Origin of the sequence: Vibrio splendidus, from assembly GCF_002873455.1 — a bacterium.
Classification (GTDB): Bacteria; Pseudomonadota; Gammaproteobacteria; order Enterobacterales; family Vibrionaceae; genus Vibrio; species Vibrio splendidus_J.
The window spans coordinates 298,665-311,687 of record NZ_MCUN01000007.1 but is presented as its reverse complement, the minus strand read 5'-3'; the positions used below and the strand labels follow the sequence as shown (position 1 = coordinate 311,687).

The following is a 13,023-nucleotide window of genomic DNA, read 5'->3' as shown; positions in this document are numbered from 1 at the left end:
GTAGTCCATTAACCCTACTTTTTTTTGGTGTATCGGTGTTATAGCCTTATATTGATTGGGTTGATATGAGATAGGTTACTCAGCCATTAAATTCACCAAAACGACCAACTACAGTGAATGATAAGTAAAATTAATGGAAAGTATCATTTATCATGCTGATTTTTAGTTAGTTATATTAGTTTTAATATTGACGTTACAAATGAATTTTTATTAATTGACAATTTAGTAACACCTGTCAATATTGTGACAGCCGTGACGTATATTTTCGTCATTGAATGAATACCTTTATTAGCGATTATGATTATATCAGACAGAAGTGAATTTATTAGTTGTATATCTGTGGATGCCGATATGCAGTTTATTGCGAAATACCAAGACCTAACACTTAAAAGTGTCTACCAACCTATATTTGATTCTTCTATGACTCAGATAGGTGTAGAGGCTTTGGTTCGAATTTCGAATAGCAAAGGTGCTATTGTTCGCCCTGATCACTTCTTCCACTCCGACGAAACCTCATGCACAGACAAAGTCAATGTCGAGAGACTGAGCCGAGCAATTCATATACGCAACTTCGCACAGTCAACTATCCGTCATTTACATCTATTCTTGAACGTTCTTCCTAATGTTGGCGAGCTATTTGCCGCAGAGAAAGTGAGCGACAGCTTGTTAGCTAAACGCCTTCATGAGCTTAACTTATCGTGCGAACAAATTGTGATGGAGTTGGTCGAACTTAATGCAGAGAGTGAAGAACGTTTGAAGGACGCGGCCCATTCATTAGCGGAAAATGGCTTCCAAATCGCGGTCGATGATTTTGGTACTCAAGCCTCAACAGAACAGCGCGTTCGTCATATTAATCCGCATATCATCAAGATAGATCGCTCTGTCATGTTAAATTTTGAAAAAGGCGATACCCACGAAATGGAGTTGGTTCTCGATCTTGCTAATCAAATTGGTGCTAAGACCGTAATCGAAGGTATCGAAACCCAGCAACAGCTCGCAGCAATGCAAAGCTTAGGCTTCGATATGTATCAAGGCTATCACTTAGCGATGCCAAAGCCGATTGAGTTGGATATACGCCTCGCAGTCTAGAACCGCCCCCATTCTTCCTAAAGCCGCATGACCATTGGTTAGCGGCTTTTTTAATACTTCCCTATTCGTATCCGCTGCCACTCTCATGAGTTAACACATTTCAGGACGGGACAACACGCATAAAAAAGCCCAGTCAAAATTAACTGGGCTGGCTCCAAAGAATCTGTTTTATATCAATCCCTAATAACCCGCAGTGGACGGTTTGATTCTATATAGAATAGCGAATATCACTGGTACTACTATTAGCGTCAGTACTGTAGCAAAGCCTAAGCCCGCCATGATGGTAATCGCCATTGAGCCAAAAAAGGCATCGAATACCAAGGGAATCATCCCCAGGATAGTCGTCAATGCTGCCATAGATACCGGTCGTACACGACTGATCGCGCTGTCAACAACCGCTAAATATGGGTCTTTACCTGTTGAGAGCTCGGTGTTGATCTGGTCAAGCAGGACGATACCGTTTTTCAAAATCATGCCGCTTAGGCTCAGTAAGCCAAGGAACGCCGTGAAGCTGAATGGCATATTAGTACCTAGCAAACCAATCGAAACACCAATGATTGAAAGCGGTACCGTAAACCAAATCACAAGTGGCTTACGAAGCGAGTTAAACAAAAGCATGGTGATGATAAACATCAACAAGTAACCCATTGGCAATGAACCAAATAGAGATTCTTGTGCATCTTTCGAACTTTCGTACTCGCCCCCCCAGGTAATGTTGTAACCTGCTGGTAAATCGAGTGCTTCAATCTTTGGTTTTACGCGAGCAAACAAGCTAGCCGGCGTTTCATCACCCAATACGTCATGATCAGCCAGTACGGTTAGTGTACGTTTTCTATCGCGTCGTTGAATCAGTGGTTCGGACCATTGAAGCTCTACACCGTCAATCACTTGTTCAACTGGGATATAGGTTTGCAGCGATGGACTCCAAATCTTCACATTGTTCAGTGATTCAAAGTCAAAACGTTCTGCTTCAGGTAAACGCGCGACAATAGGCAACATATGAGTACCGTCACGCAGTAACCCGATGTTGTAGCCACCAAACGCCATTTGTAACGTCTCGGAGAGATCTGCCTTTGAAATACCAAGGCGACGTGCCTTTGATTCGTTAAAAAGTGGTACTAACTCTTTGGTGCGTTCACGCCAATCATGACGAACATTTCGAGAGCCAGGATCCGCCAACAAGATATCTTCTACCTGAACCGCTATGCTGCGAAGTAACTGCGGGTCTGCACCACTAATACGAGCCTCTATTTTTGAAGCTGGCGACGGGCCAAATTCAATCAGTTTGAATTGGAACGTAGGTTGTTCAAATTTATTGGCTAAATCCTTGTCTAACTCTTCTAGCACTTTGAACATGGTGTCACGATCAGTCGTTCTAACTTGTAGCTGACTGTAGGCTTCGTAACTTTTCTCTGGTTGATATGTCAGCGCGAAACGTTGCATACCCTGTCCAACAGTGGTTGTCACAAACTCCACGTCATCTTGCTGACGAATATAACTTTCGACTTTTTCTGTCTGCTTGATCGTTTCACGAACATCAGTGCCTTCCGGCATCCACATGTCTACGTAAAACATTGGCGTGTTTGATGGCGGAAAGAACTGCTGTTTCACCATGCCAAAGCCGACTACGGAAACCGCTAGTAGTGCAACCATGCTGACAACCGTCAGCCATCTAAATCGAAGTGCAACTTTCAGACACGCGCCGAATACAACGAACAGGATACCTTTGTATGGGTCTTCGTTCTCATCGACCTTATCTTCTTCTTTAAGCAACATCTCAGCAAGGAATGGCGTTAATGTCAGCGCCGTTACCCAACTCAAGAACAGTGAAAAACACAATACCCAGAACAACGAACCCATGAACTCGCCTGTTGCATCTTTCGACAAGCCGATAGGCGCAAAGGCTGTGATAGCAATAATGGTTGCACCCAATAGTGGCCATTGTGTTTGTGTCACGATGTCTTTCGCTGCTTGAAGCTTGGTTTTACCTTTCTTCAGGCCAACCAGAATCCCCTCAACAACAACAATCGCATTATCCACCAGCATACCCAGCGCGATGATTAATGCTCCAAGCGAGATACGGTGTAGTTCTACATCGTTGTAGTCCATCAGAATGAACGTACCGAATACTGTCAGTAGCAACACCAAACCAATGATTAAGCCACTGCGTAAGCCCATCGCGAAAAGCAGTACGATGATAACGATAGCAACCGCTTCTACTAGGCTTATTAGGAAATCAGCTACTGATTTGTCTACTTCTTGTGCTTGGTTGTAGAAATAGTTCAACTCAACACCAGCAGGCTTGATGCTTTCTAAACGATCAAGTTCGGCATCAAGCGCGTTACCAATTTCTACTACATTTACGCCTGAAGAGAACGCAATACCTAAGTTGATTGCCGGTTTACCGTTGTACGTTAATACATTGCCCGGCTTTTCTTGGATACCGCGAGTGACCTCAGCGACATCTTTCAAGCGAATCAGATTGCCCGTATCGCGGCCGTGAATGATTAAATTTTCTAGCTCTTCAACCGTGCTCAATGTTCCGTTAGGTTTGATCGTTAAGTTTTGACCATTGAGCATGACCTCGCCCGCTGACACCACACTGTTTTGTTGTGATAGCAGTGAAGTAACCATCGACATATCTAGGTTCAGAGCCGCTAAACGCTCCAATGACATCTCAACGAACAATTGTTCTTGTTGATCACCCGCAATGCTCACTTTGCCGACACCGTCGACCAGTTCAATTTCACGCGTTAGATAATCCGCATACTGCTTTAGTTCGACATAATCGTAGCCATCGCCGGTCAGCATAATCATCACACCAAATACATCACCAAAATCATCGATGATCTGAACAGAGTTAACACCACTTGGTAGTGTTGGCTGTAGATCGTTGATTTTACGACGCATTTCATCCCAGATTTGTGGTAGCTCGTCCGGACCGTAATCCATCTTCATGCTGACCATAATTTGAGACATGCCATTCGATGAAGTAGAAGTGATCTTGTCGATATAAGGGAGCTGTCTTATCTCTTTTTCAAGCGGGTAAGTCAGCTCTTCTTCAACTTCCATTGACGTAGCGCCAGGATAAGTCGAAATAATCATTGCATCTTTAATGGTAAAAGCTGGGTCTTCTAAACGGGATAGATTACCAAAAGACGTCACACCACCAATGGCCAATATGACGAGAAATAGCCAGCTGATTACTTTGTTTTTTATTGAATATTCTGCGATGTTCATTGTGCTTTTCCTGACAATTTAATTCCGTCACGGAGTTTTCTTAGATTCGAGTTTACGAGTCGATCACCTTGCTCAACACCATGAGCGATCAGCGCACCTTGGCCACTGATCTTGTCAACTTCTACTTCGTTTTTGAATGCTTGCCCGTCTTCCATTTTCCACACATAGAACTGATCAGCTTCAGAGCCCGCTTCGAGAGTTGTCATTGGCAACTGGTAGCCTTGAACATCACTTAGGCCGGCTTTCGCCATATCCACGTGCACCGTAACGCTGGTACCCGGCAGTATTTCGTTTTCAGGTTGCTGCATCTGCATCCAAAATTCGTAAGTGCGCGATTGCGGGTGCAATTCGCTAGTGTGCTCTAAATACGTCAATGGATATTGCCCGGAGTGACCGCCAAAGGTAGCCTCAGGACGATAGCTATTTGAACGCATGTCTGGGCTGATCGATGCCAAAATCGAATCCGAGACTTGAATTCGTACATACACCTTATCGTTCTGGTACACGCTTAATAGTGTTTCACCCGGTGTCGTGTTTTCGAAACGTTGTTTGTCGACGGTGGATACTGTCCCAGAGAATGGCGCTAAAAGCTCTGTGTAACTTAGTTTGCGTTCCGCAGCCGCTAAATTCGCCGATGCCAGCTTATAGTTAGCCGTTAGTTGGTCTAACTCTGACTGCGACAACATCTTGCTACCAAACATCTCCGTACCACGGTCCAACTGCTTGCTCGCCAGTTTGAATTGAGAGTTAGCATCAGTCAGATCTTGGAGATACGTCGCGTTGTCTAAGGTCGCAAGTAGCTGGCCTTTTTCGACGTTGTCACCGGCTTCTACCAAGGCTTGTTGGATTTCGCCTGCGAGCTTAAATGCCAATGGGGTCAATTCAGCGGGCATTACCTGACCGTTAAAACTTCTGAATTGATCAGTCAGTGGCGCGCCAACTTCAAAGGTAGAAACTAACAGAGGGGGTTGTTCACGATGTACAGCTTCACTGTTACAGGCTTGAAGTAACATAGCCGACGCGACAACAATTGATAATTTGGAAAGGTTCATTAAATACCGCCCTCACGTAACCAAGCTTTTACTTGCTGTCCATCGGATAACACATCCACACCCGCTTCAACGATAAGATCGCCAGACGACAATCCGTCGATAACCTTGCCTTGCTCATCAAGCAGGACTTGTACTTTAGAGATCAATTGAGAATCAGGGTTGTAGCGCCATAGTTCACCATGCTCTGTGTCTTTGGTTAACCACGCTGAATCAACAATGCCAATACCGTAGTCAGATTTATGCTTCTGAACTTCAACTTGTGCTGTCATTCCAGAAAGTAGATTGATGCCTTCCGGCTTTTCGATAGATACAACCGCTTGGTAGCTGTTAGTGTCTTCATCTGGTTGCGTAGAGATTTCTTTAAAGCGAGTCGGGATACGAATACCACGGTGGCTATCCATCACAACCCACATGTTTGAGCTCGTTAGGTCTTGAATAGAACGGTCTTCAAGCTTTGATACTGGAATTGAAAACGTCACGTCCATCTCACTGTGATTCAAAATATTCAGTACAGGCTGCTTTTCTGCGATCAGTTGATATTGCTTTCCAAACACCATCGATACCACGCCATCGAATGGAGCAACTAAGGTGGTGTAGCCAAGGTTTGTTTTTGCTTGGTCCAACTCAACGTCAGCGGCAGTAAAGGTGTTCACGGCTTGGTCGTAGTAATCGGTACTGACTAACTTTTTCGCGTACAACTCAGAAGCTTGTTTGTATTGGCTATTCGCAAGATCAAATTTGGCTTGTGCTGCATAAACCGCAATACGGTAATCCGTCGCATCTAATACGGCGAGCACTTGACCCTTCTTCACTTCTTGTCCCATACGAACATCGAAGGTTTCAATGTCGCCTCCTACTTGGAAGGAAAGCGCAGCACGGTCGGTTGCATCCACTTTTGCGATAAAGCTATCAAGCTCGATATCCGTCTGCAAAGGAATCTCAAACAGCTTTACAGGCTTAACAACTTGAACCGTTTCTTCTGACTGAACCTTATTACATCCGGTCAAAGAGCCTGCGAGCAATAGTGCTGCAATCACAGCTCCCATGCGCTTACTCGATATGGCATTGATAGACAAATTGGACTGCATGATGTCTCTCCATTTAATAATTATGATTTATTACACAGGTGGGCAGTATATTTAATATCAGATAATTCTCAAGCTTTACTTTCCACTTGTGCAGTATTTTTTATTTGAGTAAAAACAGTGTAGAATGTGGTAATCAGGTAAATGTGTGAAATGAAGATGACTGAAAAGAAACAAGGCAGAAGAAGCGCAAAAGACGCTGAAGAGACGAGATTTTTGATCATGGGTGTTGCAGCGGATATGTTCTGTGAGCATGGTTATGATAGCGTTTCGCTTCGTAACATCAGTGAAAAAGCAGGTGTATCGCATAGCCTTATTCGCCACCACTTTGGCAGCAAAGAAAAGATCTGGCATGCGATAAGCGATTGTTTACACGCCTATTTTCAGTCTTATATTGCTAAGATAGTGGAAGAGTTACCAAAAGGCGTCGCACCAAACATTACTATCTATTTATTTAGTATGCGCCTCTTTAGCAACATGATTCACTCACGAAAACCGATGCAACTTATCACTGACTCTGTTCGACAAAAAGACAACTTGGTCGATTACTTTATCGACAATGTTGGCGATGTCGAAAAAGAAATCAACATGTTAGCTGAACAATATAACGATGCGAATCCAGAGAACTTGATCAACATTTATGAGATTAAATGGCAAATGATCATGTATGCACACGGAGCGGTATGCCTAACTCCCTTCATGGAAAGCACATGGAATGAAGGCGATATGGTCACCTCGCCCGAAGATGCCCTACTTAAGCATTGGCAACTATTCAACTCACAAATGGTAAGTAAATTTAGAATCGAAGACCAATGGGTGCTAAACCCAACTAGCTTAGAAGAGCTAATTTATGAAGTGCCCTGTGTATGGAAGTGTAATCAAGAACATCATTAATCCAGTGTTTTTATTTTCCTTGGTCATAAATTGATTTACTTGAAACAAAAATGCGCCGTTACAGAACCAACTGTAACGGCGCATTTTTATATGTATAGATCTTTAAACCGGAGCTTTGTCTAGCTTGTTAGCGACGTGCTTTCCCGCGGTTTTGGTGAATCTTAAGCTTCGCTTTCATCTTACGTTTTTCTGATGAACGACTTTTACTGCGACCACCGCGATCGGGTGCTACATCTTTTTCTAGGCTTGGTTCAAAGCCCTCTAACCACTCTTGAGGCAAGCGCGTATCAAGCAGTCGTTCAATGTCACCCAGTAAATAAGCTTCATCCTGACTCATCAAAGAAATCGCTAAACCGGTGTTACCTGCACGGCCCGTACGCCCGATGCGGTGAACATAATCTTCAGCTTTGAATGGCATGTCATAGTTCACGACTTGTTCTAGCTGCTGAATATCAATACCTCGTGCTGCCACGTCGGTTGCAATCAGCGCTCTCACTTTGCCTGATTTGAAGTCGTCCAGTGCTTTTTGGCGCGCACCTTGGCTCTTATCACCATTGATTGATGCCGCTTTGATGCCGTCTAACTTAAGCTCTTTAACTAGAGCATCAGTACCCTGCTTAGTTTTCGTGAACACCAACACTTGTTGCCAGTTCTTTGAGCCAATCAAATAGGCTAATAGTTCACTTTTACGTGATTTATCAACTGGATAAACCATTTGGGTAACAGTATCAGCTGTGCTATTTTTTGGCGTAACTTGAATTTCGCTTGGTGACTGCATCATTCGATGTGCAAGCGCTTTTATTTTATTATCGAACGTCGCTGAAAAGAACAGAGTCTGACGCACCTCGTTCATGCGAGAAAGAATGCGTTTGATGTCAGGCATGAAACCCATGTCCAACATGCGGTCTGCTTCATCAAGTACCAACACTTCAGTGTGGCTCAATATGATGTTCTTAGTGAACATGTGGTCAATAAGACGACCAGGTGTCGCTACAAGAATGTCGGCGCCTCCACGTAGGTTATCGGTTTGAACCTTCATGCTAACGCCGCCATAAGCCACAACTACTTTAATGTCAGTGCCTTTTGCATAACTCGTTACATTATCAAACACCTGTTGTGCCAATTCACGCGTTGGCACTAACACAAGTGCACGAACGAGTTTAGGGTTCGGGATAACGTTGTCTTTAGTCTCGATTAATCTTTGAATAATCGGCAAACCAAATGCCGCAGTTTTACCGGTACCCGTTTGCGCACCAGCCAGTACATCTTTGCCTTCTAATACCAATGGAATCGCTTGTTCTTGAACACTAGTTGGAACCGTAAAGTTTAGCTCTGATAGCGTTGTAAGAAGTTGCTCAGACAATCCTAGTTGATTAAAAGATTGGATAGATTCAGACATAGTATGATGCTCAAAGATTAAATAGGCGCGGATTGTAGCAAACCTGCATTACGCTGTTTACCTTTCCTTTTGATTTTTCTTCATTTGAAGTGCATTAAACTGCTTCGCTTCTTCTAAAACGTTGGGATACAGCTCATTAAAGTGACACTGCAACGTATCATAGTAACGCTCGAGGTCGTCGTAACAATTTTTGAGCATCCCTAACTTGGGCCTTCTCAACGCCATACGTTGCAATACCACCTCTATGGAAGACATGTCTTGATAGCTTTCCAGCCAACGTTGTTCTGCCATCTTTTGGTGAATCGTAATGAAGTTCTCAGGCCAGTGTGGCTCTTGATGTTCAAAGATCTGTTGATGACTATCGAAACAAAAACGCTCTAACGTCTGCTGCGAGAACTGAGTCCAATGATTGGCTAAGCAGTGATCCCAGAATACATCCAGTGCAATAGGTGCAAAGCGACGCGTTTGGTCTAAAAAAAGCGATTTTGCCGATCGGGATACATCGTGGCGGTCTGTGTAACTATCCACAAATCGATGAAGTCTTATTCCGTCTGAAAGCGAGGTTGAATAGTGCTTATTAGGGTCGCCTTTAACGAAGTCACCTAACAGATTACCCGCTAAGTTACTTTTACAGTGTTGAGCGATGTGGAGATGTGCGAGAAAGTTCATTGAACCTCATTAAAGTATCGAGAACTAAGTAACATGGTAAACGTACTCGTTTATCTTCGCGAACTTTAATGAGGATAGTTTTGTTATGACGTGTGAGCGAATGAGATTTGCTCAGTTTAAGAATTGTCTAATTTGAGAACGTTGAACTACAGAAACCTTTAGTTCAGGTAAAACCTAGTTTGAAGACTTAATTAAAGATCTTAAAAACTTAGTTCGAAGACTTGAAAAGCTCTTCTGCTAATTGTTTAACCGCCTGCTCGTAGTCAGATAAATCAATGCCAATTTCCATGGCATCTAACAACTCAAGACTTTCGTCATTAAAAGATTGGTCACTCATAGTGCCCCCTCTATTCCTTGATGCGGACATGATGTCCGATTAACTAGTGCACCATCTTGGACTTATATTATGTCACTTTGATGAACGCACTCTACTCTACCCATTCCATATTTATAGCTTGAAGCTACTCGCGATCATTAGCGCTTGTTTACGCTAAAGGGGTATACGCGAATGACATATGTACTGTCACCTTACACCAAGTACAACAAATTACTCTACAAATTTTGAAGCAGATCATAGTCAAACGTTTGCTTCGGTCGTTTGAGTGCTTCCACCTCACCGGGTGTAAAATATAGTTTACGATGGATATTTTAAATTACATTAGGCATTGCATTTGGAATTAAACTCAATCAGAATACTTAAAAATCGAGATATTCTTTGGGTTTATGCGCTTAAGCTAGAAGAATCACAATGAAAACACACCTCAACGTAAAGAATTATATACAATGAATAAATCAAAGGTTTTTGGTAGTACTTTGATCATTGCAGGCACCACTATTGGTGCTGGCATGCTCGCTCTTCCACTTGCTTCTGCAGGTATTGGCTTTTCAACCTCACTTTTTCTAATGCTTGGTTTGTGGGCTCTAATGGCCTTTACGGCATTGTTAATGGTAGAGCTACATCAATTCGCTGATTCTGACGCAACCCTACACACGCTAGCTGACATAATTCTAGGAACAAAAGGTAAGTGGATCGCAAGCTTTGCAGTTATGTTCCTTTTCTACGCTCTGTGTGCAGCTTATATCGCAGGCGGTGGTGCGCAGTTTAATCAACGTATCTCGGATATTTCAGGCATTGAGCTTAATGGCCAAATCACAACCCTTATATTCACACTGCTAGTTGCTGGCGTTGTGACGATTGGTACACACAGTGTTGATAAAGTTAACCGCGTTTTGTTCGGACTTAAATTGATTGCGATGGTACTGGTACTCAGCTTTCTAGCACCAAACATCACCTCTCAATACCTAATGAGCATGCCTTTACAGCAAGGGCTGATTGTTGCAGCGATCCCGGTTGTGTTTACTTCTTTTGGCTTCCACGGCAGCATCCCTTCAATTGTTCGATACTTAGATGGTGACGTTCGCTCTTTACGTAAGGTCATGATTATTGGCTCTGCATTGCCTTTGGTCATCTATGTTTTCTGGCAGAGTGTGACTTTAGGTGTGATTAGCCAAGAGCAGCTTTTGTCGGACACAAGCTTGGGTGCACTTTTAATCTCACTATCACAAACCGTTCATCAATCAAATCTTAGCGTTATCGTTGGCGTATTCGCAGACCTTGCACTGCTGACTTCTTTTATTGGTGTGAGCTTGGGGTTATTTGAATTCATGGGGGATTCACTGAGCAAGAAACTAGGCAGTGCAAAACGCGTTAAAACTGCCGCTATCACTTTCTTACCGCCATTAGGTTTTGCCTTGTTCTACCCACAGGGTTTCATTACAGCTCTGGGCTACGCAGCCATAGCACTTTCAGTGCTCGCAATTTTGCTGCCGACAGTGATGGTATACAAGATTCGATACACTGATTTCTCTGTAAAACCTCAAAGCACAGAAGCGACTTACCAAGTACTAGGTGGAAGTAAAGCGTTGTTTTTAGTTGGCAGCGTGGGCGTTTTTATCATTGCGATTCAAATCCTTATTTCAGTAGGATTATTGCCTTCTCTGGGCTAATAAACCCATAGAGAACAGAAATACTTGATTGAGGTCTCATAAACGATATGTTCTTATCATTAATTTTCACAATTAGTAGATTGGTATCACATTTTTATTGAGGTCGGTTATTTAGAGTCCACGGTAAAGGATTTACCGTGGAGTTTTTATGAAAGAAGTACAATTTCGAACGATAGATAAACTATTTATCAAAATGTCTATCAACGACAAGTTTTGGGTCATTTTCTTGATCTTTCTAACCGCTGTGGCAAGCCTTGCTGGCCTTAACTATGTCAATAAAATGGAACAAATTGACGCGAGTGCAAAACAGCAGGTCGAACATCAATTGCAAGGCATTTTATCAGCATCAGATTCCCCCGCTTCCGTTCGTTCAGTTCACCAACAAACGCGTCCTCAAGAAACAACCATATTGAAGAATGGTGTTGTTACTGCGACAGCCATTGCGCAAGATGGCAACTACTACTCTCTTACCGTTTCAAATATCGATACGCAGAATCAAAAACAGCAAGCATTGTACTCTTTATTGCTCAGTTTTTTGTGGTGCGTGCCTTTTGGTCTTTTCTGTTACTGGGTAGCGACTTTTCTAGGCGGCGCACTGTGGGTGCTTTACTCAACCACTCAAAAGATTGGCGACGGCGACTTAACATCACGTCTTGGCTTCCACCCTGGACGCGATGAGTTCGGTACGATTGGTTGTGCACTTGACCGTTCAATGGACACGCTAAGTGAGCTAGTCAACAACGTAAACCACAGTGCCGCGACACTCAGTGAAACGTCGGCTTCTTTCGAAACAGAGATGAAGCGCAGTGAAACACAAATCATGAGCCAGAATGCGTCTCTAGACTCTGTTGCAACTGCTATGGATCAAATGACCGCTTCAGCCAATGAAGTCTCTAACATTTCAGCACGTTCAACTCAACAAACAGAACAAGATGCGCAGCAGATCAACGATAGCCACGCAAAGGTTCAACAAGCCATCTCAGAGATCACTACCCTTTCTTCTTTGATTGAGCAAACCTCTTCTTCTGTTACGAGCTTGAATGTGAATACAAGCCAAATTAACGAAGTGATCACGACGATCAACGCAATCTCGGAGCAAACTAACTTACTTGCACTAAACGCTGCTATTGAAGCTGCTCGTGCAGGTGAACAAGGCCGTGGTTTCGCTGTTGTTGCTGATGAAGTACGAACACTGGCAAGCAGAACACAGTCGGCTACCGTTGAGATTCAAGCGATGATTGAGCGTCTGCAACAAGAAAGCCAGAACATCGCTAAAATCACTGAACAAACGGTTGATCAAGCACAAACTAGCAGCCAACTGATTTCAAACATTGGGGACGATGTAAACTCGATTGCCGATTCAGCTCAAGCGCTAATGGACATGAGTATTCAAATCGCAACCTCAGCGGACGAGCAAAGTAACGTAGCGAACACCATCGCCGCAGAGCTTAACGATATTCGTAGTCAATCCGATGTGATTAAAGAAGTGGCTCAAAACTCTTCAAATGGCGTGTCTAAGCTGACAGACGCTTCAGTTTCTTTGTCTCAAACCTTGGCAAGATACCGCACTTAGCTCTTAGCTCTTAGC

The 13,023-nt window shown here is 43.4% G+C and carries 10 protein-coding genes; 4 read left to right on the top strand and 6 right to left on the bottom strand.

Translation table 11 applies throughout. The features are described from left to right. Nucleotides 1-351: 351 nt before the first annotated feature. Complete coding sequence (locus tag BCU75_RS05635; RefSeq protein ID WP_102473198.1) at nucleotides 352-1,089, top strand: EAL domain-containing protein; 738 nt, start codon at nucleotides 352-354, stop codon at nucleotides 1,087-1,089. Between the two features lie 180 nt (nucleotides 1,090-1,269). Here the strand turns inward: BCU75_RS05635 and BCU75_RS05630 are convergent, their stop codons facing one another. Genes BCU75_RS05630 through BCU75_RS05620 form a run of 3 tightly spaced genes read right to left on the bottom strand, consistent with a single transcriptional unit; the run spans nucleotide 1,270 to nucleotide 6,469 of the window. Then, nucleotides 1,270-4,329, bottom strand: coding sequence for an efflux RND transporter permease subunit (locus BCU75_RS05630; protein WP_102473197.1), 3,060 nt, complete (start codon nucleotides 4,327-4,329; stop codon nucleotides 1,270-1,272). After that, nucleotides 4,326-5,381 (bottom strand): efflux RND transporter periplasmic adaptor subunit, encoded by a 1,056-nt coding sequence (locus tag BCU75_RS05625; RefSeq protein WP_102473196.1) that lies wholly within the window; start codon nucleotides 5,379-5,381, stop codon nucleotides 4,326-4,328. Before BCU75_RS05625 ends, BCU75_RS05630 begins: the two co-directional genes overlap by 4 nt. Beyond that, complete coding sequence (locus BCU75_RS05620; protein ID WP_102473195.1) at nucleotides 5,381-6,469, bottom strand: efflux RND transporter periplasmic adaptor subunit; 1,089 nt, start codon at nucleotides 6,467-6,469, stop codon at nucleotides 5,381-5,383. Before BCU75_RS05620 ends, BCU75_RS05625 begins: the two co-directional genes overlap by 1 nt. A 150-nt stretch (nucleotides 6,470-6,619) precedes the next feature. Here BCU75_RS05620 and BCU75_RS05615 point away from each other — a divergent pair, with 150 nt between their 5' ends. After that, nucleotides 6,620-7,360 carry a TetR/AcrR family transcriptional regulator gene (locus tag BCU75_RS05615; protein WP_017095584.1) on the top strand — a complete coding sequence of 247 codons (741 nt, stop codon included), beginning with the start codon at nucleotides 6,620-6,622 and terminating at the stop codon, nucleotides 7,358-7,360. 127 nt (nucleotides 7,361-7,487) lie between these two features. Here the strand turns inward: BCU75_RS05615 and BCU75_RS05610 are convergent, their stop codons facing one another. The 3 genes from BCU75_RS05610 to BCU75_RS24680 form a co-directional block, all read right to left on the bottom strand. Beyond that, entirely contained in the window at nucleotides 7,488-8,759 is a 1,272-nt protein-coding gene (locus BCU75_RS05610; protein ID WP_102473194.1) for a DEAD/DEAH box helicase, read from the bottom strand. A gap of 57 nt (nucleotides 8,760-8,816) precedes the next feature. After that, entirely contained in the window at nucleotides 8,817-9,428 is a 612-nt protein-coding gene (locus tag BCU75_RS05605) for an ACP phosphodiesterase (RefSeq protein ID WP_102473193.1), read from the bottom strand. Between the two features lie 208 nt (nucleotides 9,429-9,636). Continuing rightward, complete coding sequence (locus BCU75_RS24680; protein ID WP_004730901.1) at nucleotides 9,637-9,765, bottom strand: hypothetical protein; 129 nt, start codon at nucleotides 9,763-9,765, stop codon at nucleotides 9,637-9,639. A gap of 446 nt (nucleotides 9,766-10,211) precedes the next feature. Between BCU75_RS24680 and BCU75_RS05600 the strand changes: the two genes are divergently transcribed. Further along, nucleotides 10,212-11,435 (top strand): aromatic amino acid transport family protein, encoded by a 1,224-nt coding sequence (locus tag BCU75_RS05600; protein WP_102473192.1) that lies wholly within the window; start codon nucleotides 10,212-10,214, stop codon nucleotides 11,433-11,435. A 148-nt stretch (nucleotides 11,436-11,583) separates the two neighbouring features. Next, nucleotides 11,584-13,008: a methyl-accepting chemotaxis protein gene (locus BCU75_RS05595; protein ID WP_102473191.1), complete on the top strand. Its 1,425-nt coding sequence runs from the start codon at nucleotides 11,584-11,586 to the stop codon at nucleotides 13,006-13,008. Nucleotides 13,009-13,023: the final 15 nt, after the last annotated feature.